Origin of the sequence: Kribbella sp. NPDC050459 (genome assembly GCF_040655315.1) — a bacterium.
In the GTDB taxonomy this organism is placed as follows: Bacteria; Actinomycetota; Actinomycetes; order Propionibacteriales; family Kribbellaceae; genus Kribbella.
Genome location: NZ_JBFAJQ010000004.1, coordinates 466131 through 492533 on the forward strand (window position 1 = coordinate 466131; position 26403 = coordinate 492533).

25 protein-coding genes are annotated in these 26403 nt (G+C 70.3%); 21 read left to right on the forward strand and 4 right to left on the reverse strand.

Annotated elements, in window-relative coordinates; all coding sequences use genetic code 11:
- The first annotated feature begins 14 nt into the window (after positions 1 to 14).
- On the forward strand, positions 15 to 2003 hold the full coding sequence (locus AB0I12_RS18245; RefSeq protein ID WP_359930636.1) for an aldo/keto reductase: 1989 nt from the start codon (positions 15 to 17) through the stop codon (positions 2001 to 2003).
- 73 nt (positions 2004 to 2076) lie between these two features.
- Positions 2077 to 2298 carry a 50S ribosomal protein L28 gene (gene rpmB, locus AB0I12_RS18250; RefSeq protein WP_131463921.1) on the forward strand — a complete coding sequence of 74 codons (222 nt, stop codon included), beginning with the start codon at positions 2077 to 2079 and terminating at the stop codon, positions 2296 to 2298.
- A gap of 435 nt (positions 2299 to 2733) precedes the next feature.
- On the opposite strand, the gene AB0I12_RS18255 is transcribed toward rpmB, so the two are convergent.
- Positions 2734 to 3735 carry an SAM-dependent methyltransferase gene (locus tag AB0I12_RS18255; protein ID WP_359930639.1) on the reverse strand — a complete coding sequence of 334 codons (1002 nt, stop codon included), beginning with the start codon at positions 3733 to 3735 and terminating at the stop codon, positions 2734 to 2736.
- 30 nt (positions 3736 to 3765) lie between these two features.
- On the opposite strand from AB0I12_RS18255, the gene AB0I12_RS18260 reads away from it, so the two are divergent.
- The 10 genes from AB0I12_RS18260 (at position 3766) to smc (ending at position 15343) form a co-directional block, all read left to right on the forward strand.
- Complete coding sequence (locus tag AB0I12_RS18260) at positions 3766 to 5379, forward strand: DAK2 domain-containing protein (RefSeq protein WP_359930642.1); 1614 nt, start codon at positions 3766 to 3768, stop codon at positions 5377 to 5379.
- Positions 5380 to 5402: 23 nt separating this feature from the next.
- Positions 5403 to 7628: an ATP-dependent DNA helicase RecG gene (recG, locus tag AB0I12_RS18265; RefSeq protein WP_359930644.1), complete on the forward strand. Its 2226-nt coding sequence runs from the start codon at positions 5403 to 5405 to the stop codon at positions 7626 to 7628.
- Positions 7625 to 8185 carry a 16S rRNA (guanine(966)-N(2))-methyltransferase RsmD gene (gene rsmD / locus AB0I12_RS18270; protein ID WP_359930647.1) on the forward strand — a complete coding sequence of 187 codons (561 nt, stop codon included), beginning with the start codon at positions 7625 to 7627 and terminating at the stop codon, positions 8183 to 8185. Before recG ends, rsmD begins: the two co-directional genes overlap by 4 nt.
- On the forward strand, positions 8178 to 8648 hold the full coding sequence (coaD, locus tag AB0I12_RS18275) for a pantetheine-phosphate adenylyltransferase (RefSeq protein WP_359930649.1): 471 nt from the start codon (positions 8178 to 8180) through the stop codon (positions 8646 to 8648). The genes rsmD and coaD overlap by 8 nt, the downstream gene beginning before the upstream one ends.
- 128 nt (positions 8649 to 8776) lie before the next feature.
- Positions 8777 to 9292 carry a DUF177 domain-containing protein gene (locus AB0I12_RS18280; RefSeq protein ID WP_359930652.1) on the forward strand — a complete coding sequence of 172 codons (516 nt, stop codon included), beginning with the start codon at positions 8777 to 8779 and terminating at the stop codon, positions 9290 to 9292.
- An 86-nt stretch (positions 9293 to 9378) separates the two neighbouring features.
- A complete protein-coding gene (rpmF, locus tag AB0I12_RS18285) occupies positions 9379 to 9570 on the forward strand; it encodes a 50S ribosomal protein L32 (protein WP_130387616.1) in 192 nt (63 codons plus the stop codon).
- 14 nt (positions 9571 to 9584) lie between these two features.
- On the forward strand, positions 9585 to 10313 hold the full coding sequence (rnc, locus tag AB0I12_RS18290; protein ID WP_355699209.1) for a ribonuclease III: 729 nt from the start codon (positions 9585 to 9587) through the stop codon (positions 10311 to 10313).
- Between the two features lies 1 nt (position 10314).
- Positions 10315 to 11169, forward strand: a complete 855-nt coding sequence (mutM, locus tag AB0I12_RS18295) for a bifunctional DNA-formamidopyrimidine glycosylase/DNA-(apurinic or apyrimidinic site) lyase (protein ID WP_359930657.1) — start codon at positions 10315 to 10317, stop codon at positions 11167 to 11169.
- Positions 11170 to 11357: 188 nt separating this feature from the next.
- Positions 11358 to 11513 (forward strand): hypothetical protein, encoded by a 156-nt coding sequence (locus AB0I12_RS18300; RefSeq protein ID WP_238151152.1) that lies wholly within the window; start codon positions 11358 to 11360, stop codon positions 11511 to 11513.
- A 266-nt stretch (positions 11514 to 11779) separates the two neighbouring features.
- The gene (smc, locus tag AB0I12_RS18305; protein ID WP_359930905.1) at positions 11780 to 15343 is read left to right on the forward strand and encodes a chromosome segregation protein SMC; all 3564 of its coding nucleotides are present in this window, start codon (positions 11780 to 11782) and stop codon (positions 15341 to 15343) included.
- Here smc and AB0I12_RS18310 read toward each other — a convergent pair.
- A complete protein-coding gene (locus AB0I12_RS18310; protein ID WP_359930660.1) occupies positions 15340 to 15675 on the reverse strand; it encodes a nuclear transport factor 2 family protein in 336 nt (111 codons plus the stop codon). The genes smc and AB0I12_RS18310 overlap by 4 nt on opposite strands.
- A gap of 87 nt (positions 15676 to 15762) precedes the next feature.
- On the opposite strand from AB0I12_RS18310, the gene AB0I12_RS18315 reads away from it, so the two are divergent.
- The 5 genes from AB0I12_RS18315 (at position 15763) to AB0I12_RS18335 (ending at position 19368) form a co-directional block, all read left to right on the forward strand.
- Positions 15763 to 16278: a hypothetical protein gene (locus AB0I12_RS18315; protein WP_359930663.1), complete on the forward strand. Its 516-nt coding sequence runs from the start codon at positions 15763 to 15765 to the stop codon at positions 16276 to 16278.
- A 55-nt stretch (positions 16279 to 16333) separates the two neighbouring features.
- Complete coding sequence (locus AB0I12_RS18320; protein WP_359930666.1) at positions 16334 to 16867, forward strand: sigma-70 family RNA polymerase sigma factor; 534 nt, start codon at positions 16334 to 16336, stop codon at positions 16865 to 16867.
- Positions 16860 to 17537, forward strand: a complete 678-nt coding sequence (locus AB0I12_RS18325; RefSeq protein WP_359930669.1) for a zf-HC2 domain-containing protein — start codon at positions 16860 to 16862, stop codon at positions 17535 to 17537. Before AB0I12_RS18320 ends, AB0I12_RS18325 begins: the two co-directional genes overlap by 8 nt.
- 111 nt (positions 17538 to 17648) lie before the next feature.
- Positions 17649 to 18659, forward strand: coding sequence for a beta-eliminating lyase-related protein (locus AB0I12_RS18330; protein ID WP_359930672.1), 1011 nt, complete (start codon positions 17649 to 17651; stop codon positions 18657 to 18659).
- 148 nt (positions 18660 to 18807) lie between these two features.
- A complete protein-coding gene (locus AB0I12_RS18335; RefSeq protein WP_359930674.1) occupies positions 18808 to 19368 on the forward strand; it encodes a dihydrofolate reductase family protein in 561 nt (186 codons plus the stop codon).
- 5 nt (positions 19369 to 19373) lie between these two features.
- On the opposite strand, the gene AB0I12_RS18340 is transcribed toward AB0I12_RS18335, so the two are convergent.
- Positions 19374 to 20279, reverse strand: a complete 906-nt coding sequence (locus tag AB0I12_RS18340) for a M56 family metallopeptidase (RefSeq protein ID WP_359930677.1) — start codon at positions 20277 to 20279, stop codon at positions 19374 to 19376.
- Positions 20276 to 20668 carry a BlaI/MecI/CopY family transcriptional regulator gene (locus AB0I12_RS18345; protein WP_359930680.1) on the reverse strand — a complete coding sequence of 131 codons (393 nt, stop codon included), beginning with the start codon at positions 20666 to 20668 and terminating at the stop codon, positions 20276 to 20278. Before AB0I12_RS18345 ends, AB0I12_RS18340 begins: the two co-directional genes overlap by 4 nt.
- 81 nt (positions 20669 to 20749) lie before the next feature.
- Here AB0I12_RS18345 and AB0I12_RS18350 point away from each other — a divergent pair, with 81 nt between their 5' ends.
- From AB0I12_RS18350 to cydC, 4 genes are read left to right on the forward strand one after another with little or no spacing between them, the layout of a single operon-like run.
- The gene (locus tag AB0I12_RS18350) at positions 20750 to 22156 is read left to right on the forward strand and encodes a cytochrome ubiquinol oxidase subunit I (protein WP_359930682.1); all 1407 of its coding nucleotides are present in this window, start codon (positions 20750 to 20752) and stop codon (positions 22154 to 22156) included.
- Between the two features lie 10 nt (positions 22157 to 22166).
- Positions 22167 to 23150 (forward strand): cytochrome d ubiquinol oxidase subunit II, encoded by a 984-nt coding sequence (gene cydB / locus AB0I12_RS18355; protein WP_359930685.1) that lies wholly within the window; start codon positions 22167 to 22169, stop codon positions 23148 to 23150.
- Positions 23147 to 24772, forward strand: a complete 1626-nt coding sequence (gene cydD, locus AB0I12_RS18360) for a thiol reductant ABC exporter subunit CydD (RefSeq protein WP_359930688.1) — start codon at positions 23147 to 23149, stop codon at positions 24770 to 24772. Before cydB ends, cydD begins: the two co-directional genes overlap by 4 nt.
- Positions 24769 to 26394, forward strand: coding sequence for a thiol reductant ABC exporter subunit CydC (gene cydC / locus AB0I12_RS18365; RefSeq protein ID WP_359930691.1), 1626 nt, complete (start codon positions 24769 to 24771; stop codon positions 26392 to 26394). The genes cydD and cydC overlap by 4 nt, the downstream gene beginning before the upstream one ends.
- Positions 26395 to 26403: the final 9 nt, after the last annotated feature.

The window sequence follows — 26403 nt, forward strand, 5'->3', positions numbered from 1 at the left end:
CAACGGGATCTCCTTTGACTGACCACAAGCTCCGCTGGGGCATCATCGGCACCGGCAACATCGCGTCCCGGTTCGCCAGTCAGGTGCCGACGTCGGCGACCAACGAGGTCGTCGCCGTCGGCAGCCGGTCGCTGGAGTCGGCGAACTCGTTCGCCGACAAGTGGGACATCGCCAACCGGCACGGCTCGTACGACGACCTGCTCGCCGACGAGGCCGTCGAGGCGGTGTACATCGCCACCCCGCACCCGATGCACGTCGAGTGGGCGATCAAGGCGGCCGAGGCCGGCAAGCACGTGCTGTGCGAGAAGCCGCTCGCCATCAACCGGGCGTGGGCCGAGGCGATGATCGAGGCCGCCGTACGCAACGACGTCTTCCTGATGGAGGCGTACATGTACCGGTGCCTGCCGCAGACCAAGCTGATCACCCAGCTGGTCCGCGACGGCGAGATCGGCGCCGTCCACCAGATCCAGGCCACGTTCGCGTTCGCCGCCGGGTACCGGCCGGAGAGCCGGATCTTCGCCGACGACCTGGCCGGCGGCGGCATCCTCGACGTCGGCGGGTACCCGGTGTCGATGGCCCGGCTGATCGCCGGCGCCGCGATCGGGCAGCCGTACGCCGAACCGGCCGCCGTGAACGCGGTGGGCCATGTCGGCGAGACCGGCGCCGACGAATGGACCGTGGCGACGCTGTTCTTCGACGGCGGCGTCACCGCACAGGTCAGCACCGGCGTCCGGCTCGCCGACCGGAACCAGGTCCGGATCTACGGCAGCAAGGGCTACCTCCAGGTCGACGACCCGTGGTTCGGCGGCGACGGCAAGCCGAACAAGGTCGTCCTGCACAAGGTAGGGGAGGAGCCGCGGGAGCTGTCCGCGGAGCCGGCCCTGATCTACACGGCCGAGGCCGAGGCGGTGCAGGCGGCGATCGCCTCCGGCGCGCAAGAAGCGCCGGAGATGAGCTGGGCGGACACGCTCGGCAACCTCACCGTCCAGGACCAGTGGCGGGCCGCGATCGGGCAGCAGTACGCGAGCGAGCGGGACGACGCGATCATCCCGACCGCGACCGGCCGGCCGCTCAGCCGGCGCGCCGACGCCCCGATGACGTACGGCACGGTGCCGGGCGTCGACAAGCAGGTCTCCCGGCTCGTCATGGGCGTCGACAACCAGCAGACGCTGCCGCACGCCGCGGTGATCTTCGACGACTTCGTCGAGCGCGGCGGGACCACCTTCGACACGGCGTACATCTACGGCGGCGGGCGCGGTGAGAAGCTGCTCGGGCAGTGGATGACGTCGCGCGGCAACCGCGACGACGTCGTGGTGATCGGCAAGGGCGCGCACACGCCGTACTGCGACCCCGAGTCGATCACCCGGCAGTTGCACGAGAGCCTCGAGCGGCTGCAGACCGACCACGTCGACCTGTACTTCATGCACCGCGACAACGAGGACATCGCGGTCTCGGAGTTCGTCGACGTCCTCGACGAGCACTTCAAGGCCGGCCGGATCAAGGCGTTCGGCGGCTCCAACTGGTCCACCGAGCGCTTCGACGAGGCCAACGCGTACGCCGAGGCGAACGGCAAGCAGCCGTTCACACTGCTGAGCAACCACCTCAGCCTCGCGCGGGCGTACGACGTACCGTGGGCGGGCTGCCGGCACGTCAGCGACGACGCGTCGCAGAAGTGGCTGCGGGAGCGGCAGGTCGCGCTGTTCCCGTGGTCGAGCCAGGCGCGCGGGTTCTTCACCGGGCGGGCCAAGCCGGAGGACACCTCGGACGCCGAACTGGTGCGCTGTTTCTACTCCGACGAGAACTTCCGTAGGCTGGACCGGGCGCGGGAGCTCGCGGCGGCCAAGGGCGTCGAGCCGACGGCGATCGCGCTGGCCTGGCTGTTGCACCAGCCGTACCCGGTGTTCCCGCTGATCGGGCCGCGGCACGTGAGCGAGACCCGGACCTCCACGCCGGGGCTGTTGGTCACGCTCACCGAGGACGAAGTGGCCTACCTCACTGCCTGACGGCCGAATTGGTGGGCGGCTGACACCCATGTAACATGATCTGTCGGAGTAACGACCCTGAACACGGAGAATCATGTCTAAGAAGTGCGATGTCTGCGGCAAGCAGCCGACGTTCGGCAACAGCGTTGCCCGCCTGGGTAAGGGCGCGATGATCCGCCGGGTCAAGGCTCGCACGCCGCGGCGGTTCAACCCCAACATTCAGCCGGTCAAGGCGCTCATCAAGGGCACCCCGACCCGGATGAAGGTTTGCACGTCCTGCATCAAGGCCGGCAAGGTCCAGCGCGTCGTCGGCTGATCTCAGCTTTCACTCCGTGTAGGGCCTTTCGGACAGGCGCCCGGGCAACAGCCCGGGCGCCTATTCGCGTTCCCGGGCGCTTGAGTCTGCCCGCTCCCGCCGCAGTACACGCGGAGGGATATCCCCTCGGGTTGCGGGTTCTCCGGTCGTATGCGAGCGGAGAACCCACCAGAGGAGCGGATATCCCCTCGCGTGGGAGCCGACGGCGGGCCGACCGGCGTCTCCGGGCGCCTCTTCACGTCTCCGCGCGGCCCCGCGCGGCGCATCCAGGCACGGCGGGGCATTTGAGTGGTTAACCCCTGCGGGAGGCCGTTCGCCCTCGGTGTGCAGGGGGTGAAGGGGCCGGGTGAGTGGTTAACCCCTGAATTGGCCGCCTGGCGGGCCGCCCCTCGCCGGGCTGGGCTGGTGGGGGCTGATGGGGACTGCGTGGGCAGGTCAGCGGTGGTGGGCGATGACGGTGATTTCGTTGCGGTTGTGGTGGAGCTGGCGGGCGTGGCGTACGTCGTACTGCTCGCGGAGCACGTCGAGGCCGCGGCGGGCGCCGTCGAGCGGGTTCCGGCCGCCGCCCTTCAGCGTGACGATCGCCAGACCGTCGCGGCGCAGGTGCCCGGCCGCGTCCAGCATCATCCGGGCGCTCGTCACCTGGTCCATCCGCATGTCGTTGACGACCACGTCGAAGCGCACCCGGTTCGCGGCGAAGAACCGGCCCGCCGTCGTCGCCTCGTGGTGGATCCGGCGGTCGCCGCGCAGCCGCGGATCGAGCGCCCCCGGGTCGACCGACCACACCTCCTGCCCGTGCTGCCGCAGGATCCGCGTCCAGCCGCCCGGTGCGGCGCCGAGGTCGACGGCCTTCCCGTGCGCGGGCAGCTCCAGCCCGAAGGTCGCGATCGCCTCCTCCAGCTTGAACTCCGACCGCGACACCCGCTCGTCGCCGCGGGCCAGCCGCATCCGCCCACCCGGCCAGTCCGACAGGCTGTCCGCGCGCCGGTTCAGCCCGAGCAGGATCGCCTTCCGGCCGACGAAGCACGAGACGACGTACTCCTGCCCGGAGCGCGTGACGGCCACGCCGCGGCCGGTCAGGGCCTCCTCGATGCGGTGGTAGTACGACCCGCCGGTCCCGGCGTCGTCGGTCCAGGCCTGGACCGCGAGCGCCTCGGGGTACTGCGGAAGCTCACCCAGGATCACCTCGGCGAGCTCGTACGACGGCGGCAGCTCCTCGAAGCTCGCGATCTCCTCGGTCAGATGCCGGACGAACATGATCCGCCCCGCGTCGCAGGCCGCGGCCAGGTCGCGCACCGACGGCCCGTCGACCCGCCCGAGCTCCGCGCCGACCCGCTGGATCCGCACCTCGCGCCCGAACTCGCCCCGGATCTCGCGCACGGCCAACTCGTAACTGTCGGCCGCCGCCGAGAACAACACACTCCTGCCACCGCTCACCCGGGAACCCTACGCGTTAGCCTTCCGGGCGTGGAGGAACTGACCGTTGAGGTGCTGCGAGCCTGGGCCCGGACCGCGCTGGCCGATCTGGCGCTGGCGCGGACCGGGATCGACGAGCTGAACGTGTACCCGGTGCCGGACGGCGACACCGGCACCAACCTCTACCTGACCTGGGAAGCCGCCTGCGACGCGCTGCCCAAGGGCGAGCTGAGCTTCACCGAGGCGATCCAGGCCTTCGGCCGCGGCGCGCTCCTCGGCGCCCGCGGCAACTCCGGCGTGATCACCTCCCAGCTGATCCGCGCCTGCGGCCTCCGCCTCGACGAGAACCTGCCGCACGACCGCGAGAGCGGCGTCCTGGCCGACCCCCGGATGAGCGAGGCCGCCGCGTTCGCCGACGCGCTCACGTACGCCGCCGACGCCGCGTACGGGGCCGTCGCGCAGCCCGTCGAAGGAACCATGCTGACCGTCGCCCGCGCGGCCGCCACCGGCGCGATGACCGCCGCCAACGACGGCAAGACCCTCGCCGACGTCTGCCTCGCCGCGGTCGCCTCCGCCCGCCAGGCGCTGAGCAGGACGACCGAGCAGCTCGACGTACTGCGGCGCGCGGGCGTCGTCGACGCCGGGGGAGCAGGTCTCGTGGTGATCCTGGGCGCGATGGAGTCGGTGCTCACCGGCCGGCACGTGCGGGTCGACGTCCCCGCCCGGGTCGAGCCGCAGGGCGACAGCGCCGAGAGCCAGGACGGGCCGGCGTACGAGGTGATGTACCTGCTCGACGCGTCCGACGACAAGATCGGCGACTTCCGGCAGAGCCTGGCCGCGCTCGGCGACTCGGTCGTCGTGGTCGGCGGCGACGGGCTCTGGAACGTCCACGTGCACACCGACGACGTCGGCGCCGCGATCGAGCACGGCATCGACATCGGCCGCCCGCACCGGATCCGCGTCACCCACTTCGACGACCAGACCCACCACCACGAGCCGGCTCCCGGCCGGGCGGTGATCGCGGTCGTCGCCGGCGACGGACTGGCCGGCCTGTTCGCCGAGGCCGGCGCCCGGATCATCCGCGGCGGCCCCGGCCGGCGCTGCTCCACCGGCGAGCTGCTGCAGGCGATCGAGCAGTCGCAGGCGCCCGAGATCGTGATCCTGCCCAACGACCAGGACTCGATCGCGGTCGCCGAAGCCGCCGCCACCGCCGCCCGCCAGGACGGCCTCCGGGTCGCCGTGATCCCGACCCGCGCGCAGGTCCAGGGCCTCGCCGCGATCGCCGTCCACGACCCCGAGCGCAGCTTCGACGACGACGTCGTACACCTGTCGGCCGCCGCCGGGCAGACCCGGCACGGCGCCGTCACGATCGCGGTCAAGGACGCCTGGACGATGGCCGGCCGGTGCCGGATCGGCGACGCGCTCGGTGTCGTCGACGGCGACTTCGCGCTGATCACCGACGACCTCGAGGCGGCCGCGCTCGGCGTCGTCGACCGGCTGCTCGGCGGCGGCGGCGAACTGCTCACCGTCGTCACCGGCCGGGACGCCGACCCGGCACTGGCCGACGCCGTGGAGCGCCACGTCCGCCGGCACCGCAAAGATGTCGACGTCATGGTGTACGACGGAGGACAGGACAGGTATCCGCTCCTGATCGGGGTCGAATGAGTGGTGTTGGAATGAGTGGCGATATGGACCGCAAGCTCCGGGACTTCCTCGGGGCGAAGACGGCGAAGACGTTCGCGGAGGTGCTCGAGATCGAGACCGTCGGCGAACTGCTGCGGCATTACCCGAGGCGGTACCTGAAGAAGGGCGAGCTGACCCCGTTCGACGAGCTGGAGGTCGGCGACCAGGCCACCGTCAACGGCCGGGTCAAGAAGGTCACCGCCCGGACGCTGGACACCAAGCTCGAGATCAAGGCCGAGGATGCCTACAAGTTCCGCAAGAAGCGGACGATCACCAAGGTCGTGGTCACCGACGGCCGCAACGACATCGAGCTGGCGTTCTTCAACCAGCCCTGGCTGCTGGAGAAGCTGAAGCCGGGCACCGCCGCCCTGTTCTGGGGCGAGGTGACGATGTTCCGCACCACCATGCAGCTGAAGAACCCGGGCACCGAGGTGCTCGACGAGGAAGACCTCACCGAGGCCGAGATCGAGCGCCGGGCCCGGCCGTTCCGCCCGCTCTACCCGGCGACCGCGAAGTTGCCGACCGCAACGATCGAGCGGTCGGTCAAGATCGTCCTGGACAGCCTCGACGACCGCGTCGAGGACCCGATCCCGGACCTGATCCTGCGCAGCGAGCAGCTGATGGGGCTCCGCGAGGCCCTGCAGAAGGTGCATCTGCCGGACGCCGAGAAGGACATCGACGACGCGCAGCGGCGGTTCCGGTTCGAGGAAGCGCTGGTGATGCAGACGATCCTCGCCCAGCGCCGCGCGGTGACCGACGCGCTGAACGCCGTACCGCGGCCGCGCGTGACGGGCCGCTTGCTGGACGAGTTCGACCAGCGGCTGCCGTTCGCGCTGACCGAGGGCCAGGCCGAGGTGGGGGAGGAGATCTTCGCCGACCTCGCGCGGCCGCACCCGATGCACCGCCTGCTGCAGGGCGAGGTCGGCTCCGGCAAGACCGTCGTCGCGCTGCGGGCGATGCTGTCCGTGGTCGACAACGGCGGCCAGGCCGTCCTGCTCGCGCCGACCGAGGTGCTCGCCGTCCAGCACCACAAGACGCTCACCAAGATGCTCGGCGACCTGGCCGAACAGGGCATGCTCGGCGGCGCGGAGAACGCCACCAAGGTCGGGCTCCTGACCGGCTCGCTGAACGCCGCGGGCCGCCGTACGGCGATGCTCGACGCGGCCAGCGGCGCGGCCGGGATCGTCGTCGGCACGCACGCGCTGCTGGAGGACAAGGTCCAGTTCGCCGACCTCGGGCTCGTCGTGGTCGACGAGCAGCACCGGTTCGGCGTCGAGCAGCGGGCCGCGCTGAGCGCGAAGTCCGGCGACAACACCCCGCACGTGCTGGTGATGACCGCGACGCCGATCCCGCGGACGGTCGCGATGACCGTGTTCGGCGACCTCGCGGTCTCCACCCTCACCCAGCTCCCGGCCGGCCGGTCGCCGATCCAGTCGTCCGTGGTCCCGGCCAAGGAGCGGCCCGACTGGCTCCAGCGGGCCTGGGCGCGCGTCCGCGAGGAGGTCGCGAAGGGCCACCAGGCGTACGTCGTGTGCCCGCGGATCGGGGACGACGTGAAGAACGCGACCGACGAGGAAGGCGAGCTGGTCGCCGACGACGAAGAAGGCAAGAAGCAGGCCCGGCCGCCGATCTCGGTACTGCAGGTGTCCGAGGCGCTCGCCGAGATCCTGCACGACCTGCGCGTCGAGATCCTGCACGGGCGGCTCCCGGCCGAGGAGAAGGACGCCGTCATGTCCCGGTTCGCGGCCGGTGAGATCGACGTCCTGATCGCGACCACGGTGATCGAGGTCGGGGTCGACGTCCCGAACGCCTCGACGATGGTGATCATGGACGCCGACCGGTTCGGCATCTCGCAGCTGCACCAGCTGCGCGGCCGGGTCGGCCGCGGCAAGGTGCCCGGGCTGTGCCTGCTGGTCACCGACCTGTGGGCAGGCTCCACGTCGTACGGGCGGCTGGACGCGGTCGCGTCGACGACCGACGGGTTCGAGCTGTCGAGGATCGACCTGGAGACCCGCCGGGAGGGCGACGTCCTCGGCGTCGCGCAGTCCGGCCGCCGTTCGAGCCTGAAGCTGCTCAGCGTGCTCCGCGACGAGGACATCATCCTCGCGGCCCGGCACGTGGCGAACTCCATCGTCTCGGTCGACGCCGAGCTGGCCGAGTACCCGGCGCTACGGTCCGTCGTCCGCAGCGCGCTGGAGTCCGAGACCACCGAGTATCTGGAGAAAACTTGACGCGCATTGTCGGCGGAGCGGCGGGTGGGCGGCGGATCGGCGTACCGCCCGGGAGCGGGACGCGGCCGACCGCGGACCGGGTCCGGGAGGCGCTGTTCTCGTCGCTGGAGTCGGAGTTCGGCAGCTTCCACGGGCTCGCCGTGCTCGACCTGTACGCCGGATCGGGCGCGATCGGGCTGGAGGCGCTGTCCCGAGGGGCCGCGACGGCCGTTCTGGTCGAGTCGGACCGGCGGGCCGCCGACGTGATCGCCGCCAACATCAAGGTGGTCGGTCTGCCCGGCGCCACGCTGCTGACCCGGCCCGTGGAGAAGGTCACGGCCGGTGAGCCGCCGGCGGTGTTCGACCTGGTGTTCGCGGACCCGCCGTACAAGCTCGAGACCGTGGAGCTGCAGGACGTCCTGACCGACCTGGCCGCGAACGGCTGGCTCGCCGGCGACGCGGTCGTGGTCGTCGAGCGCGGGAAACGCGAGCCGTGGGACTGGCCGGAGGGATTCGCCGCGCTGCGCGACCGCAAGTACGGCGAGGCCCGGCTTTGGTACGGTCACCGCCATGAGTAAGGCGGTCTTTCCAGGGACCTTCGACCCGCCCACGGTCGGGCACCTCGACATCGTCACCCGGGCGGCGGCCGCCTTCGACGAGCTGATCGTCGCGACCGGCGTGAATCAGTCGAAGAACCGGTTGTTCGGCCCGCAGGAGCGGATCGAGATGCTCACCGAACTCGTCGCCCCGTTCCCGAACGTCCGCGTCGGCGGTTTCGAGGGGCTCCTGGTCGACTACTGCCGGGCCGAGGGCGCCGGCGTGATCGTGAAGGGCCTGCGCTCGGCCGCCGACTACGACTACGAGTTGCAGATGGCGCAGCTGAACCGGCGGATGACCGGGGTCGACACGTTCTTCCTGCCGACCGCGCCGGAGAACGCTTTCATCTCCTCGAGCTGGGTGAAGGAGATCGCCCGCCTCGGCGGCGACGTCAGCACGTTCGTGACATCGGCCGTTCACGCTCGGTTACTGGACACGCTCTAGCATCCCCCGGATTGGGCGCGAAGCCGCGGAGTTGGTAGTCTTGACAACCGGTCTCGACGAGACCGAGTTCATGCCTGCCCACGCCTGAAAGGTTTGCTCTGAGCGTCTTGGACCCGCGGTCCCCTCTCGTGATCGACACGCACGAGCTGACACGCCGCGCCGGGTCCCAACGCGAAGTCACCTTCACGGCGCCGGCGCCGGCAGATCTCGGAATCGACGTGATCGGCGTCCCCGAAGGCGATCCGATCCAGTTCGATCTACGGCTGGAATCGGTGGTCGAAGGGGTGCTCGTCACCGGAACGGCCCGCGGCCGCCTGGTCGGGGAGTGCGCGCGGTGCCTGGTCGATATCGAGGACGAGTTCCTCGCTGACGTCCAGGAGCTGTACGTCTATCCGGAGAGCGACGCCGAGCCGGACGAGGCCAGCCGGATGGAGGGCGATCTGATCGACCTCGAGCCGGTGCTGAGGGACCAGGTGGTGCTCGCACTGCCGTTCCAGCCGTTGTGTACGGACGACTGTCCAGGTCTGTGCCCCGACTGCGGGGTTCGCCTGGCGGACGAGCCCGGCCACAAACACGAGGAGCGGAGCGACCCGCGCTGGGCCGCCCTCGGCGGACTGCTCGACGACAAAGAGCAGGACAACTGAAGACAGCTCCACCAGCAGTACCGAAAACGTCAGACTGAGCCGGCCGGGTCCACCAAGGCCTCCGGCCGAACCGAGGAGTCATAACCGTGGCCGTTCCGAAGCGGAAGATGTCGCGCAGCAACACCCGCAGCCGCCGGGCCCAGTGGAAGACCACTGCCCCGTCGCTGGTCACCTGCGTGAACCCCGCCTGCCGCGCGAAGCACCTGCAGCACACCGTTTGCCCGAACTGCGGCCAGTACGGCGCCAAGGGCGAGCGTCGCCAGGTCGTCGAGAGCTAAACGGCACCAACCCAGTGAACTCTGCCAACGAAACGGGGCTCTACGCCGAGCTGAACCAGCGGCTCGGCGTATCGCTGGCTGACGAACTACTGGAGCACGCCTTCACCCACCGCTCGTACGCGTACGAGAACGGTGGGCTGCCGACGAACGAGCGGCTGGAGTTCCTCGGGGACTCCGTGCTCGGCGTCATCGTCACGGAGTCGCTGTTCCGGAACCACCCGGACCTGAGTGAAGGCCGCCTGGCCAAGCTCAGGGCCGCGGTGGTCAACATGCGTGCGCTCGCGGGTGTCGCCCGCGAGCTCAAGCTGGGCAAGTACCTGCGGCTCGGCCGCGGGGAAGAGGCCACCGGCGGCCGGGACAAGTCGTCGATCCTCGCCGACTGCGTCGAGGCGCTGATCGGCGCCGTCTACCTGGACCGCGGCTTCGAGGTCGCGGGCGGGGTGGTGCACCGGCTGTTCGACGACCTGATGGAGTCGTCGGCCCGGCTCGGCGCCGGCCTGGACTGGAAGACCTCGCTGCAGGAGCTGGTCGCCCAGCTCGGCGTCGGCGTGCCGGAGTACGTGATCTCGGAGTCCGGACCGGACCACGCGAAGACGTTCGAGGCCCGGGTCCGGATCGGCTCCGACACGTACGGTCACGGCATCGGCCGGAGCAAGAAGGAAGCCGAGCAGCAGGCCGCCGAGACTGCCTGGAAGGCTCTGCGCGCCGCGCATCCCGACAGCGTGGACCCCTCGCAATCCTGAGTTGCCCGAGCTCCCGGAAGTAGAAGTCGTACGGCGGGGTCTGGCCGAGTTCACCACCGGCCGGACCATCGAGTCCGTCGAGGTGCTGCACCCGCGCCCGGTACGGCGGCACGCCGCCGGGCCGGAGGATTTCGTGTCCCGGCTCAAGGGCCAGGTGTTCGCCGAACCCGCCCGCCGCGGCAAGTACCTATGGCTGCCGTTGACGTCCGGTGATGCGGTACTCACCCATCTCGGAATGAGCGGGCAGTTCCGGGTCCAGCCGGTCGGCGCGCCCGACGAACCCCATCTGCGGGTCCGGTTCCGGTTCGCCGACGGCGGCGGAGAGGTCCGTTTTGTGGACCAGCGGATGTTCGGTGGTCTGTCCTACTCCGAGGGCGGCGCCGAGTTGCCCGCCGAGATCGCCCATATCGCCCGCGACCCGTTCGATCCTCTGTTCGATCAGGACGCGGCGGCCGCCAAGATCCGCCGGCGGCGTACCGGGCTGAAGCGAGCGCTGCTCGACCAGACCGCGGTCAGCGGGATCGGCAACATCTACGCCGACGAGGCGTTGTGGCGCGCCAAGCTGCACTACGCGCGGGCCACCGAGACGCTGAAACCCTCGCAGGTAAAGGGGATTCTCGACCAGGCGCAAGCGGTGATGGCCGAGGCACTGACCGTTGGTGGCACCAGCTTCGACGCGCTGTACGTCAACGTGAACGGCGAGTCCGGATACTTCGAGCGCGGCCTCAACGTCTACGGGCAGGAGGGATCGCCGTGCCCGCGGGACGGCCGGCCGATCCGTCGCGAACCGTTCATGAACCGTTCGTCGTACCGGTGCCCGAAATGTCAGCCCGTCCCGCGCCATGTTCGCTGGTGAGCGAGGTATCGTTAATAAACGTGGCCCAGGTTGACCGGTCGGCGTCGGCGGTGTCACCCTGAAAGACGGCACAACTTTTCAGCGCTCCGTCTTGGACCTCGACCTGGAGCGCATCGGCCAGAACCCTTCCGGAGGACAGCACAATGGCCAAGGCTCTTCTAGGGCATCTTGGAGGCACTGACCCGCGCATGCTCGAGCAGGTTCGTCTGCTCAACCGGCGTGTCGCAGATCTGGAGGCGCACGTGATGCGCCTGCAGGCAGAGAACGACCACCTGGTGGCCCAGATCCACGAGGGTCGGCTGCTCACCGTCGACGAGGCGCTGCGCACTCCCGCCTCGGTCTGACGCGGCAGAGGTACTTTCTTTACCGTCACTACACTCTGTACGGCGGTGGCCCCCGTCCGGGCCTCCGCCGGTTGTGTGTTCACCGAATGTTGTGCTCCCAGATCTTCCGCCGGCCGTCTCCCACCGGCCTGGCCTCCGCCGGATTCCGCAGATCTCTTTGTAGACTGCGAAGCGGAACAACTTCCCCCGGGTAGCGGCAGCGTGACGAACAGCTACGGCGGTTCCTTCGGTACCGTCTGTCCTTTCACGGGTTGGAGACCTTCGCCTTGTACCTGAAGAGCATGACGCTCCGGGGCTTCAAGTCGTTCGCGTCCGCGACGACGATGAACTTCGAACCAGGCATCACCTGCATCGTCGGACCGAACGGTTCCGGAAAGTCCAACGTCGTCGACGCACTGGCCTGGGTGATGGGGGAGCAGGGCGCCAAGTCGCTGCGCGGCGGCAAGATGGAGGACGTCATCTTCGCCGGCACCTCCGGCCGCGCCCCGCTCGGCCGCGCCGAGGTGGTGCTCACCATCGACAACACCGACGGCGCGCTGCCGATCGAGTACGCCGAGGTGACGATCAGCCGGACGATGTTCCGCAACGGCGGGTCCGACTACCAGATCAACGGCCAGAACTGCCGCCTGCTCGACGTCCAGGAGCTGCTCAGCGACTCCGGTATCGGCCGCGAGATGCACGTCATCGTCGGCCAGGGCCAGCTGGACTCGATCCTGCGCGCCACGCCGGAAGGCCGCCGCGGGTTCGTCGAGGAGGCCGCCGGCGTCCTGAAGCACCGCAAGCGCAAGGAAAAGGCGATCCGGAAGCTGGAGGCCACCGAGGGCAACCTGCACCGGCTCGGGGACCTGATCACCGAGATCCGCCGGCAGCTCAAGCCGCTCGGGCGCCAGGCGGAGGTGGCACGCCGCGCGGTGACGATCCAGGCCGAGGTCCGCGACGGCCGCGCCCGGCTGCTCGCCGACGACATCGTCCAGGCCCAGTCCGCGCTCGAGGCCGAGCTGCGGGACGAGGCCCGCCTGACGGAGCGCCGTACCGAGACCGAGGCGAAGCTGCGCGAGGCCCGGGAGCTGGAGGCGGAGCTCGAGGACGCGCTGCGCGAGGACGCGCCGGCGCTGCAGGCCGCGCAGGACACCTGGTATCAGCTGTCCGGCTTCAGCGAGAAGATCAAGGGCACGGCGCGGATCGCGGCGGACCGGATCCGCTCGCTGAACGACGAGGCCGAGGACGGGCCGCGCTCGGGACGTGACCCCGAAGAGCTCGAACTGGAAGCCGCCCGGGTCCGCGAGACCGAGGCCCAGATCGAGGCCGAGGTCGAGGCGCACTCCGAGCTGCTCGCCGAGTCCGTCGAACGCCGCCAGCAGCTGGAGGCCCAGGAGGCCGAGGAGGAGCGCCGGATCTCGGCGCTGATCCGGGCCGCCGCCGACCGCCGCGAGGGCCTGGCTCGGCTGACCGGTCAGGTGAACGCGCTGAAGAGCCGCGCGGCCGCCGCCGAGTCCGAGATCGGCCGGCTGGCCACCAACAGGCGTGAGGCCGAGGCCCGGGCCGCGAAGGCCCAGCACGACTTCACCGCGTTGGAGACCCAGGTCGCCGGGCTGGACGCCGGCGAGAAGGGCCTCGACGACCAGTACGAGGCCGCCCAGGCCGTTCTCGACGAGATGGACGAGCGGCTGGCCAAGGTGCGGGCCGAGGAGCGCGACGCCGAGCGTGAGCGCACCGGTCTGGCGGCGCGGAAGGAAGCCCTCGAGCTCGGCCTGAACCGCAAGGACGGGGCCGGCGCGCTGCTGGCCGCCTCCGAGCAGGTGAACGGCCTGATGGGGTCAGTCGCCGCGCTGCTGAGCGTCCGGTCCGGGTACGAGACCGCGATCGCGGCGGCGCTCGGCGAGGCCGCGGACGCGGTCGCCGTCACCCACACCGACGCGGCGCTGCACGCCGTCGGGCACCTCAAGGAGCACGACCTCGGCCGCGCCGGGCTGCTCCTCGGCGACGCCCCGACCGACGACTACGCGCTGTGGCCGGCGCTGCCGTACGGCGCGTCGTACGCCGTGGACGTCGTCGACTGCCCGGAGACGCTGCGGCCCGCGCTGCGGCGGCTGCTGCGCAAGGTCGCGGTCGTCGACGACGTGAACGCGGCCCGGTCCCTGGTCCGCAACCTGCCCGACGTCACCTGTACGACGCGTGCGGGCGACGTCCTCGGCGCGCACTTCGCGTACGGCGGTTCGGACGCGGCGCCGAGCCTGATCGAGGTGCAGTCCGCGGTCGACGAAGCGGCGGAGAAGCTGACCGAGGCGACGGCGCGCAGCGAGCGGCTGGGGTTCGAGCTGCAGGCCCTGGAAGACGAGCGGGCCCGGCAGAAGGAGTCCGTCGAGATCACGCTGGCCCGGCTGCACGAGTCGGACGCGGCGATGGCCGCGGTGGCCGAGCAGCTGGCGCACTTCGGGTCGCTGGCCAAGGCGTCCCGCGGCGAGGCACAGCGGATGGCCGAGGCGATTGCGGCGGCTGAGGAGGAGCGCGACAAGAACCTGTCCGGCCTGGCCGAGCTCGAAGAGCGGCTGATGGACGCCGAGGCGTTCGACGAGGAGGGCGACGAGCCCGACACGTCGCAGCGCGACCGGCTGGCCGAGGAGGCCAAAGCAGGGCGCGCGGCCGAGATGGAGGCGCGGCTGGCGCTGCGGACCACCGAAGAGCGGGCCCGGGCGCTGTCTGGGCGTGCGGACTCGCTGGAGCGCGCGGCCCGGCAGGAGCGCGAGGCACGCGCCCGGGCGATCGCCCGCGCGGCGCGGCGGGCCCGGCAGGCGGAGGCGGCGCAGGCCGTACACCTGGCGGCCGGTCACGTGCTGGCGCGGCTGGAGCAGTCGCTGCAGCTGGCCGCGTCCGAGCGGGCCACGATCCAGGCGCAGCGCTCCGACCGGGAGCAGGCTCTCGCGCAGGCGCGGTCCGCGACCCGGAACCTGAGCTCCGAGCTGGAGCAGCTGACCAACACCGTGCACCGCGACGCGCTCGCGCGCGCCGAGCAGAAGATGCGGCTCGAGGCGCTGTACGAGAAGGCGCTCGGCGAGCTCGGCATCGAGGTGGACGCGCTGGTCGCGGAGTACGGGCCGGACCAGCTGGTGCCGCCGCTGCCCAAGGCCGGCGAAGAGGAGACGCTCGAGCTGGAGGGGGAGCCGTTCGACCGGACCAAGGTCGAGAAGCGGCTCAAGCAGGCCGAGCGGGCGCTGAACCAGCTCGGCAAGATCAACCCGCTCGCGCTCGAGGAGTTCGAGGCGATGGAGGAGCGGCACCGGTTCCTCTCCGAGCAGCTCGAGGACCTGAAGAAGTCCCGGCGGGACCTGATGGACATCGTCAAGGAGGTCGACGAGCGGGTCGAGCAGGTCTTCACCGAGGCGTACCGGGACGTCGAGGCGGCGTTCGAGCACGTGTTCAGCCGGCTGTTTCCGGGCGGTGAGGGCCGGCTCGTGCTGACCGACCCCGACGACATGCTCGCCACCGGCATCGACGTCGAGGCCCGCCCGCCGGGCAAGAAGGTCAAGCGGCTGTCGCTGCTGTCCGGCGGCGAGCGGTCGCTGGTCGCGGTCGCGTTCCTGGTCGCCCTGTTCAAGGCCCGCCCGTCGCCGTTCTACATCCTCGACGAGGTCGAGGCCGCCCTGGACGACACCAACCTCGGCCGCCTCCTGGAGATCTACGAGGAACTCCGCGAGAACAGCCAGCTCTTGGTCATCACCCACCAGAAGCGCACCATGGAGGTCGCCGACGCCCTGTACGGCGTCACCATGCGCGGCGACGGCGTCTCCGCGGTCATCTCCCAGCGAATCCGCGAACCCGAACCCGTCTAGGCCGTGATCGTCATCGAGGCGAGGTGGTCGCCGTCGATGGTGAAGGTGAAGTGGGACGGGCCGTTGAAGCCGTCGCCGCCTACCTGTGTCAGGACGGTGAGGGGGTTGCCCGGGGTGGTGACCTGGGTGCCGGTGAAGGTGGCGCGTTTGCCGATCAGTTCGTTGTCGCTCCAGGAGCGGATCCGGTCGTGGCCGCGGAACTCGCGGCCCCAGTCGTCGACGTAGCCGTCCTCGGCGAACGCTGCCACGAACGCGTCGTTGTCCAGGGCGTCGATCGCGTCGAGCGCGCGCCGGACGGCTGCGGGGATCTCTGCGGGCTTGTCTGGGCTCATGCCGGTGACGATAACCCTCGCGGTTGAACCGGTTGCGGGATCCGCACGTATGGCGGGTGACGGATCGGGCGACCGAGGAGGATTCCGATGAAGCGACTGGGCAGTGTGATCGCTGCGTCCGTGCTCGGACTGGCCGGGCTGACGGCCTGTGGAGGTAACGACTCGGGGTACGGCTCCGGTTCGGGCTCGGCGCCCGCCGCGTCCGCGGCGCCGGCCGCGACGAAGCTGACCGTCGCGGAGGTCGGCGACTACGGCAAGATCGTTGTCGACGGCAAGGGGCGGACGGTGTACGTGTTCGACAAGGACACCTCCGGTACGTCGAACTGCTCCGGGGACTGCCTGGCGAAGTGGCCGGCGGTCGCGGCCGGTGCGGGGACGCCGCAGCTCGACGGCATCGACGCGTCGCTGGTCAGCACGGTGAACCGCTCCGACGGCACCAAGCAGCTGGCCATCAAGGGCATGCCGCTCTACCTGTTCGCCAGCGACAGCCAGCCCGGTGAGGCCAAAGGGCAAGCTGTCGGCGGTGTCTGGTGGGTGGTCGGCGCGGACGGCCAGAAGATCACCACCAAGCCGGGCGCTTCCGGCAATGGCTACGGTTACTGATCCGACTGGTGCCGTTGTGGTGTGGGCGCCGACCGATCCCGGTATCGTGCGGTCGGTGGGTGACAACCCAGCGCCGCACGACGCCGAGACGCTGATCCGCATGCTGTACGCCGAGCACGGCCGCAGCCTGCTCGCGTACGCGACCCGCCTCACCGGTGACCGCGCCGCGGCCGAGGACGTCGTGCAGGAGACGCTGCTGCGGGCGTGGAAGCACGCGGACGACCTGACCGGCGGCAGAGGGTCGGTGCGGGGCTGGCTGCTGACTGTCGCGCGCAACCTGGTCACCGACCGGGCCCGGGCGCGTGCGGTCCGGCCGGCCGAGGTGGCGGACGTCCTGGACCGGCCGCCGGTCGAAGGAGACCATTCCGAGTCCGTCGTGAACACCATGGTGGTGATGGACGCGCTGGACACGCTGTCGCCCGAGCACCGCGACGTACTCGTCCAGCTGTACTACCGCGGCCGGTCCGTCGCCGAGGCCGCCAAGGAACTGGGGATTCCGCCGGGTACGGTGAAATCGCGTTCGTACTACGCCCTCCGAGCTCTGCGCGCGGTGATGGCAGGGAAAGCAGCGGAGGTGTCCCATGAGTGAGCACGACCGTACGCAGCTGGGTGCCTACGCCCTCGGGGCGCTGGATGCGGCCGAGGCCGAGGCCGTCGACGAGCACCTGGCCACCTGTGCGGAGTGCCGCGCGGAGCTGGCCGAGCTGACCGAGGTGAAGGACTTCCTCGGCGAGGTGCCGCCGGAGGCGTTCCTGGACGGACCGCCCGAGGACGGCGACCTGCTGCTGCAGCGCACGGTGCGGGAGGTCCGGGAGCCTCAGGTGCAGGCACCGCCGAAGCGTCGTTCCCGCTGGTTGCTGATCGCCGCGGCCGCGGTCGTGGTGGCCGGTGCGCTCGGCGGAGGCGTCGTCCTCGGCCGGTCGACCGCACCGGCAGGCGATCAGCCTGTTGCGGGATCCAGGCAGGTCACGACCTCGGACACGAACACCGGCGCGACCATGGCCGCCACGGTGGAGCCCCGCGCGGGCTGGAGCTGGGTGCGGGTAGAGGTGACTGGCCTGCAAGCCGGTGACGAGTGCGAGATGGTCGTCACCGATAAGGACGGTGAGGCCTGGATCGCGGGCAGCTGGCTGGTGTCGGAGAAGGCCGCGAAGAGCGGGAGCACGTTCGGCGGCGGTGTGCTGGTTCCACCGGATCAGGTGCGCTCGGTCGAGATCAGGACGGTGCAAGGAAGGCATCTGATCACAGCCACCATCTAACCCGGTTGCGGGACACGAGAGGATGGAGCTGTGGCTACTACCTCCGAGGACCTGCGAGAGCGCCGGAAGAACGCAGCGGATAGCTGTGAGCGCTGGCTGTCGCATCGGCGCGTGCCGGCACCGGACCGGTTGCGGCAGCTCGCTGAGGTCGCCACAGACGACGAGGTCGATGGCTACGGCAACGGCGGTGAGGTCGCCGCGCTGGAGCGAGAGGTTGCGGACCTGCTGGGCAAGCCGGCCGCTGTGTTCATGCCGACCGGCATCATGGCCCAGCAGAGCGTCCTGCGCGTGTACGCCGACCGTGCGGGCACCAGCCGGGTCGCGGTGCACGGACTCGCCCACCTGCTCGTCCATGAACTGAACGCGCTGGAAGAGGTGCACCGCCTGCGCATCGAGCGGCTGACGTCGGAGCCACGCCAGCCGCGGCCGGACGAGCTGGCCGCGATTCCGGGCAAGCTGGCCGCGGTCACGCTGGAGCTGCCGCTACGGGACGCCGGGTTCGTGCTGCCGACCTGGGACGAGCTGGTCGTGTTCTCCGAGTCCTGTGCGGAGCGCGGCGTACCGCTGCACCTGGACGGCGCACGGTTGTGGGAGAGCACGCCGTACCTCGAGCACAGCCTCGCTGACATCGCCGCGCTGGCGTCGACGGTGTACGTGTCGTTCTACAAGGTGCTGGGCGGTATCAGCGGGGCAGCGCTCGCCGGCCCCGAGGACGTGATCGCCGAGGTACGGCGATGGCAGCGCCGGCTGGGCGGCAACCTGTACTCGCTGTTCCCGTACGCCGTCTCCGCGCGCCACGGACTGCGGACGGTGCTGCCGCTGATGGACGACCTGTACCAGCGTGCCGTCGAGGTCGCAATGGCCTTGCAGAGCGAGGGTTTCCGCGTCTTTCCCGAGCCGCCGCACACGAATTCGCTCCGCGTCTACGCGCCGCGCCCGGCCGAGTCGATCGAGCAGGCGGCCGTCGAGCGGATGGAGCGCACCCGCGAGGCGTTGTGCGGTGCGTGGCGGCCGGCCGACGTCCCCGGGTGGTCGTGGGTCGAGCTGGTGATGACGCCGGCCACACTGGACTGGCAGGTCGGCGAGATCGCCAAGGCGTTCCGGGAACTTCTGGTGCGCTGAGCGCGTCAGGCAAGGTGTTGGTAGTGGGGATTCGGGGAGAGAAGTGCTGACATTCGTCGTCACCATGGTCGTTCTGCTGGTTCTGTCGGGCCTCGTGCTGCTCGCCGTGGCACGCGGTGAGGGGAAACATTTCGGGTAGCCTCCCGTCATGAGGCGGCTGATCTTCCAGGAGTACGTGACGCTCGACGGGTACGCCGCCGGGCCGGACGGCGGGCTGGAGTTCTTCGACGCGATCGGTGCGGCTCCCGACACCGACAACCTCGAGCTGCTCGACAGCGTCGACACGATGCTGCTGGGCGCCGAGACGTACCGGCTGTTCGCGGGGTTCTGGCCGACCGAGGCGTCGGCCGGTGAGCCGATCGCCGAGAAACTCAACGCGCTCCGGCTGGTGGTGGTTTCGACGACCCTGGCGAGTGCGCCGTGGGGCGATTACGAGCCCGGCCTGGTGGTCCGGGACCTGGACGCGGTGCGTGCGCTCAAGGCGGAGCAGACCGGCAAGGACATCATCCTCTGGGGCAGCATCACGCTGTTCCAGTCGTTGCTGCGGGCCGGGCTCGTCGACGAGGTGCAGCTGCGGATCTGTCCGGTGCTGCTGGGCGCCGGGAAGAGCGCGTTCCCGAGCGGCGGCTCACCGGTGGCGCTGGAGCTGATCGAGGCGCGTCCGTGGGGCGTGGGCGGCGTGCTCGTGCGGTACCAGCCCGGCAACTGACCCGGCTAGCTGACCGCGTCGACGATCGCCTTCACGATCGGCGCGGCGACGGTGATCGTCGGCACCACCAGCAGCGCGGCTGCGGCGGCGTACGTGATGGCGGAGAGCGTGGGCTCGTTGGCCGGCGGTCCGGCGAGTCGTTGCACTCTGAGGACAGTGGCGGACTTGGCTGCGGCCAGGGCTGCCTCCGGAGCGGGTGCACCGGCAAGTGCGACCAGGGCACGCGCCAGCGGGCGGGGACCGTTGCGGCGGCGTGCGTCGTCGTCAGCGAGCAGCTCCACCAGCGTGCGCGCCTGCTCCAGCGCGACGTCACTACGCACCCAGCGTGGGAAGGCGTGGTGCAGAGCGGTGAACTCCTCCAGCACCAAGTCATGACGCGCTCGCAGATGAGCCTGCTCATGCGCGAGCACGGCCTTCAGCTCACTGTCGTCGAGTCGATCCAGCGCGCCGACCGAGACGACGACCCGGGCGCCCCGCAGCGCCGGCAGGCAGTACGCCAGTGGTGTCTCCTCGGCCAGCACCCGGAGTCCGGGGATCAGGCCGTCAGGCGTTGCCAGTACGTCGACCAGATCGCGGTGCCGCCTGCGTCGCGCCCGCGTACCGACAGCCACGCGGCCGATCGCCCACAGCAGTCGCACGACGACGAGTGCGACCATCGCGAGGATCACCGCGGCCAGCAGGTCCCGTGGCGACGACGGGTCGAACCGCGGCTCACCAGGCCGGCCGGCGATCGAGTAGGACAGCGCGATACCGGAACCGAGCGCGGCCAGTACGGCGGCCAGCGCGATCGCCTGCCACAGGATCACCGCGGCGCGCGGGACCCGGTACGGCCAGTCGGAACGAGCCAGCAGGGCCGGTGCCGGGCCGGTGAGCACCAGCGCCAGGACGGCCAGCAGGACCGCGGCGGTCACCCGGCCGGCTCCTTGCCGTCCAGCTGGGCCAGGGCCTCGCGGAGCAGCGCCGCTTCCTCGTCGGACACCTGACCGACGAAACGGACCAGAGCCTCCCGGCGGTCGCCCGCACGGTCGAGCGCGTCCCGCATCAGGCCGGCGGCCATCTCCTCGCGGGGTGCGGCGGCGCGGTAGCGCCAAGCCTTGCCGTCGCGCTCGCGCTCGGTCAGCTTCTTCTTCGCCAGCCGGTCCAGGACGGTCATCACGGTCGTGTAGGCGAGCTCACGGGTCCGCGCCAGCTGCTCGTGCACCTCGCGCACGGTCAGTGCCTCCGGCGCCGCCCACAGCCGTTCCATGACCAGCCGTTCCAGGTCGCCCAGCGGCCGCGGTGCTCTCTCCTCACTCGCCACGTGACCAGTATAACTACGCGTCGTAGTAGATCCGCGCTAGCATCTACTACGACACGTCGTAGATGCCCCGGGGAGGGCTTTGTGGACACCCTGGATCTGGCCCGCTGGCAGTTCGCGATCACCACCGTGTACCACTTCTTCTTCGTACCGGTGACGATCTCGCTGGTCGCGATCACCGCCGGACTGCAGACCGCCTGGTACCGGACCGGGAAGGAGAAGTACCTCCGGCTGACGAAGTTCTACGGGAAGCTGTTCCTGATCAACATCGCGATGGGAGTCGTCACCGGGCTCGTGCAGGAGTTCCAGTTCGGGATGAACTGGAGCGACTACTCGCGGTTCGTCGGGGACGTGTTCGGCGCCCCGCTGGCGCTGGAGGGGCTGCTCGCGTTCTTCCTCGAGTCGACGTTCATCGGCTTGTGGATGTTCGGCTGGGACCGGTTGCCGAAGCTCGTGCACCTGGGCTGCATCTGGATGGTGGTGCTCGGCACGCAACTGTCGGCGTACTTCATCCTCGCGGCGAACTCCTGGATGCAGAACCCGGTCGGCTTCCGCGTGAATCCCGAACGCGGCAGGGCGGAGCTCACGGATCTGTGGGCGGTGCTGACCAACAAGGTGGTGCTGGTCACTTACCCGCACACGATTTTCGCCGCCTTCATGGTCGGCGGCGCCTTCGTCGCCGGGGTCGCGTTGTGGCACCTGCTCCGCCGGCCGGACACGGATCGGGCGGTGTTCCGCTCGGCGCTGAAGATCGGCGCGTCGATCGTCCTGGTCGCCAGTGCGGGTGTCGCGATCAGCGGTGACCTGCAGGGCAAGGTGATGACCGAGGTGCAGCCGATGAAGATGGCCGCGGCCGAGGCGCTGTACGAGACCGAGAAGCCGGCGTCCTTCTCGGCGTTCACGATCGGCACGCTGGACGGGTCGAAGGAGATCTTCTCGATCAAGGTGCCGTACCTGCTGTCGTTCCTGGCCACCGGGCACTTCGACGGCGAGGTGAAGGGGATCAACTCGCTGCAGGACGCGTACGAGCAGCTGTACGGGCCGGGGTCGTACAAGCCGAACATCCCGCTGACCTACTGGACCTTCCGGCTGATGATCGGGGTCGGGATGGCGTCGGCCGCGGTCGCGCTGTGGCTGCTGTGGACCACGCGCCGCGGCCGGGCGCCGGCCCGGTGGCTGATCTGGCTCGCGGCCCCGCTGCCGCTGCTGCCCCTGGTCGCGAACACCTTCGGCTGGATCTTCACCGAGACCGGACGGCAACCCTGGCTGGTGTTCGGTCTGTTGCCGACGGCATCGGGCGTCTCACCCGGGACGACCAGCGGCGAGGTGATCACGTCGCTGGTCGGGTTCACCGCGCTGTACGGCGTACTCGCGGTGGTCGAGACCAAGCTGCTGTTGCGGACGATCCGGGCCGGCCTGGCCGGGACGGACGCGCCACCGCCGGACACGGAGCCGGAACAGCCCGACAAGCCGTTGTCGTTCGCGTACTGAGGGGTTCGAGATGGAACTGACGACTGTGTGGTTCGTCGCGATCGCGACACTGTGGACCGGGTACTTCGTACTCGAGGGCTTCGACTTCGGCGTCGGGATGCTGTACCGCGTGCTCGGCCGGAACGAGCCCGAGCGCCGGGCCGCGATCAGCACCATCGGGCCGGTCTGGGACGGCAACGAGGTGTGGCTGATCATGGCCGGCGCGGCCACCTTCGCGGCCTTCCCGGAGTGGTACGCGACGCTGTTCAGCGGGTTCTACCTGCCGTTGTTCGCGATCCTGGTCGGGCTGATCCTGCGCGGTGTCGCCCTGGAGTACCGCGGCAAGCGCGACGAGCCGGTCTGGCGGTCGCGGATGGACGCGATGATCGTCGTCGGCTCGCTGCTGCCGGCCCTGCTCTGGGGTGTTGCCTTCGGCAACATCGTGCGCGGGGTGCCGCTGGACGCCGACCACGAGTACGTCGGGAGCTTCGGGACGCTGCTCAACCCGTTCGCCCTGCTCGGCGGGCTGACGTTCGTCGCGGTCTTCGTCACCCACGGCGCGATCTTCCTCGCGCTGCGCACCACCGACGACCTACGGGTCCGCGCCAACCGGCTCGCCACCTGGACCGGTGCGCTCGCCGCCGTCCTCGCGATCGCCTTCCTCGCCTGGGCGCAGGCGTTGCGCGGCGACACCGTCTCGGTGGGGATCGCGATCGCCGCCGTGGTCGCCTTCGCCGGCGGCCTGGTCGCGAACGTGCTGCGCCGCGAGGGCTGGGCCTTCGCCGGTACGACGTTCGCGATCGGGCTGGCCGTCGTGTCGCTGTTCGTCGCGCTGTTCCCGGACGTGATGCCGTCGACACTCGATCCGGGGTCGACGCTGACAGCGGTCGAGGCGGCGTCGTCGGCGTACACGTTGAAGGTGATGACGATCATCACGGCGATCTTCATGCCGCTGGTGCTGCTGTACCAGGGTTGGACCTATTGGGTGTTCCGTCAGCGGGTCGTGGTCGCGTGAAGCCGCTGGACCCGCGGCTGCTGAGGAGGGCTCGCGGCGCCCGGGTCTTCCTGGCGGCGTCAGTCGTGATCGGTGTTCTCAGCGGCGTGCTGATCATCGTGCAGGCGGTGCTGCTGGCGCATGGCATCGCGGGCGTCGTACTGCGGGGCAGTGGAGTGGTCGCAGTCGCCTGGGGCCTTGCTGCTGTCATCGCCGGGCGGGCGTTGCTGGTGTGGGCGCAGGAAGTGGTCGCGCAACGCGCTGCGGCCGCTGTGAAGTCCACGCTGCGACGCCAGGTGCTCGAGCACTCACTGAAGCTCGGACCGGTGTGGCTGAGCGGTGAACGCAGCAGTGCGCTGACAACCCTGCTGACAAAGGGCCTGGACGACCTGGACCCGTACTTCGCCCGCTACCTGCCGCAGCTGGTCCTGGCCTCCACGGTGCCGGCCGGCGTGATCGGTTGGATGGCGACCGGGGACCTGATCGCGGCCGGGACCGTGCTGATCACGTTGCCGTTGATCCCGATCTTCATGGCGCTGATCGGCTGGGTGACTCAGGCGCGCAGTCGGCAGCGCCAGCACGCCCTGGCCGTCCTGGCGCATCACTTCGCGGACGTGGTCGGTGGGCTGACCACGCTGAAGCTGTTCGGTCGCGCGAAGGCTCAGGAGCAGGCCGTACGACGGGTGACCGACCGGCATCGCGCCGCGTCGATGGGCAGCCTGCGGATCGCGTTCTTGTCATCGTTCGCCTTGGAGCTGCTCGCGAGCCTGTCAGTGGCATTGGTTGCCGTCGGCGTCGGTCTCCGGCTGGTCGACGGCAAGCTGGGGCTCGAGACGGCCCTGATGGTGCTGATCCTGGCGCCAGAGGCCTACCTGCCGTTGCGACAGGTCGGCATGCAGTTCCACGCCAGTGCGGACGGGATGGCGGCGAGCGAAGAGGTGTTCCGCGTGCTGGAGACACCGCTGCCGGTGCGTGGCGACCGCATCGACGTACCGGACCTGAGGGTGAGCTCGTTGCACCTGTACGACGTGACCGTGCGCTATCCGGGGCGGAACGAGCCGGTGCTGGACGGGTTCGACCTGGAGGTGCGCCCGGGCGAGGTGGTGGCGCTGATAGGCCCCAGTGGTGCCGGCAAATCGACAGTGCTCGCCGTACTGCTCGGGTTCGTCCAGCCGGAGCATGGCGTGGTCGTCGCCGGTGGCAGTGCGGCTGACGAGTTCGACCCGGCGGAGTGGAGACGGCAGTTCGCGTGGGTGCCGCAGCGCCCCGGACTGCGGCTGGGGACCGTTGCCGACAACGTACGGCTCGGCCGGCCGGATGCGTCGGACGACGAGGTGCGCCTCGCGCTCCTCACAGCGGGCGCCGCCGACCTGCCCCTCGACAAGGCAGTAGGCGAGCAGGGCCAGCAACTGTCAGGCGGCCAGCAGCGCCGAGTAGCCCTGGCCCGGGCCCTGGTCACCAACGCTCCAGTCCTCCTCCTGGACGAGCCCACAGCCGGCCTGGACAGCAGCACAGAAGCTGAAGTGATCGCCGGCCTGCGCGCCAGCGGCCGAACAGTCCTGATGGTCGCTCACCGTCCCGCGTTGATCGCGTCAGCCGACCGCACGGTCGACGTAGCCGTCCGAGAGTTGGTGAACGCGTGAAGCGGGCAATCGTCCTTGATCCCCTCGCCCGCCCGCAGGGCGCCGTTTGGTGGCGGCTGGCGTTGGCGCTGGTGCTTGGTGTTGCGGCGGCCGGGTCGGCTGTTGCTCTGCTTGCTACCTCGGCCTGGTTGATCACGGCAGCGTCGGCGCAGCCTCCGGTGTTGCTGCTGATGGTGCCGATCGTGGCGGTACGTGCCTTCGGTGTCGGGCGCGGGGTGTTCCGGTACGTCGAGCGCCTCGTCGGCCACGACGCGGCGTACCGGGTGCTGGGGGAGACCCGCGCACGGATCACCGGACGGCTGGAGAAGCTCGCACCGCTCACCTCACAGCGAAAGGGCGACCTGCTCGCTCGGCTGGTGCTGGACGTGGACGCGGTCCTCGACCTCTGGCTGCGAGTCCTCCTTCCCGCCACTGTCGCCGCCGTGACAGCAGCTGCCACAGTGGCGCTCCTCGCGATCCTCCTGCCAACAGCCGGTGCAGCGGTCGCGGTGGCAGTCCTGATCGCGTGCACCGTCGTACCGTGGCTGACTGCCCGCACCGCGGAGCGGGCCGAGCGCAATCTGGCCGGTGCCCGTGGTGATGTCGCAGCCACGACGACCGAGGCCCTGCTCACGGCAGCCGACGTGGTCGCCTACAACGCGATCGACACGGTGCTGGACGACTTCAGCCGCCGTGACGCGCGCCTGGCCGCGGCTGAACGCCGGTCGGCCTGGAGCGCCGGCCTCGGCAGCGCACTCCTGGTCCTGTGCGTCGGCGGCGCGAGTATCGCCGCCCTGGTCCTCGGGAGTACGGCGAACATCACCGGCGCCGTCTTCGCCGTACTGGTCCTCACCCCGCTCGCCCTGGCCGACGTGCTGGGCGGACTCCCTGCGGCAGCCCAGCTGGCCATCCGCGTACGGGCGTCCCTCGACAGAGTCCAGGAACTGGTCGACACGCCCTCGTCGGTGTCCGAGCCTGTCGAGCCGCTGCCGCTCCCGGCTGGACGCGACCTCCAGGTGCGGCTGCTCCGAGCCGGGTACGACGACAGCGACGTGCTCGACGGACTGAATCTCGACCTGCCCGCCGGGAGCCGTGTGGTGATCACCGGGCCGAGCGGCTCCGGCAAGAGCACGCTGGCGTCGGTGCTGCTGCGGTTCCTCGAGCCGCGCGGGGGAGAGGTGCTGCTGGACGGTGTCGACGTGGCCAGGCTCCAAGGCGATCAGGTTCGCTCCGTCGTCGGGCTGCTCACCCAGGAGAGTCACGTGTTCGACACGAGCATCCGGGAGAACCTGCTGCTCGCGAAGCCGGGGGTCAGCGATCTCCGGCTGTGGGAGGCGCTCTACCGGGCACGGCTCGGGCTGCTCGTCGAGAGTCTCCCGGACGGCCTGGACACCATGGTCGGGGAGCACGGCGCGCGGCTGTCGGGCGGTGAGCGCCAGCGCCTCGCGTTCGCGCGGCTGCTGCTCGCGGACCGCGACGTACTGGTCCTGGACGAGCCCACGGAGCACCTGGACGAGGAGACCGGCCGTGCGTTGCTGGCCGACCTGTTCGGGGCCGCGGGCGACCGGACTGTGGTTCTGCTCACGCACCGGCCGGAGCTGGTGCCTCCTCACGTAACGCGACAACAGGTTTGCCTGACGTGACAAATGCGG

Coding starts and splice junctions, on each gene's coding strand:
- AB0I12_RS18315 (WP_359930663.1), top strand. CDS start 15,763: ATGAAGCGACTGGGCAGTGTGATCGCTGCGTCCGTGCTCGGACTGGCC.
- AB0I12_RS18325 (WP_359930669.1), top strand. CDS start 16,860: ATGAGTGAGCACGACCGTACGCAGCTGGGTGCCTACGCCCTCGGGGCG.
- AB0I12_RS18310 (WP_359930660.1), bottom strand. CDS start 15,675: ATGAGCCCAGACAAGCCCGCAGAGATCCCCGCAGCCGTCCGGCGCGCG.
- coaD (WP_359930649.1), top strand. CDS start 8,178: ATGAGTAAGGCGGTCTTTCCAGGGACCTTCGACCCGCCCACGGTCGGG.
- recG (WP_359930644.1), top strand. CDS start 5,403: ATGGACCGCAAGCTCCGGGACTTCCTCGGGGCGAAGACGGCGAAGACG.
- rpmB (WP_131463921.1), top strand. CDS start 2,077: ATGTCTAAGAAGTGCGATGTCTGCGGCAAGCAGCCGACGTTCGGCAAC.
- AB0I12_RS18300 (WP_238151152.1), top strand. CDS start 11,358: ATGCTCGAGCAGGTTCGTCTGCTCAACCGGCGTGTCGCAGATCTGGAG.
- AB0I12_RS18335 (WP_359930674.1), top strand. CDS start 18,808: ATGAGGCGGCTGATCTTCCAGGAGTACGTGACGCTCGACGGGTACGCC.
- cydB (WP_359930685.1), top strand. CDS start 22,167: ATGGAACTGACGACTGTGTGGTTCGTCGCGATCGCGACACTGTGGACC.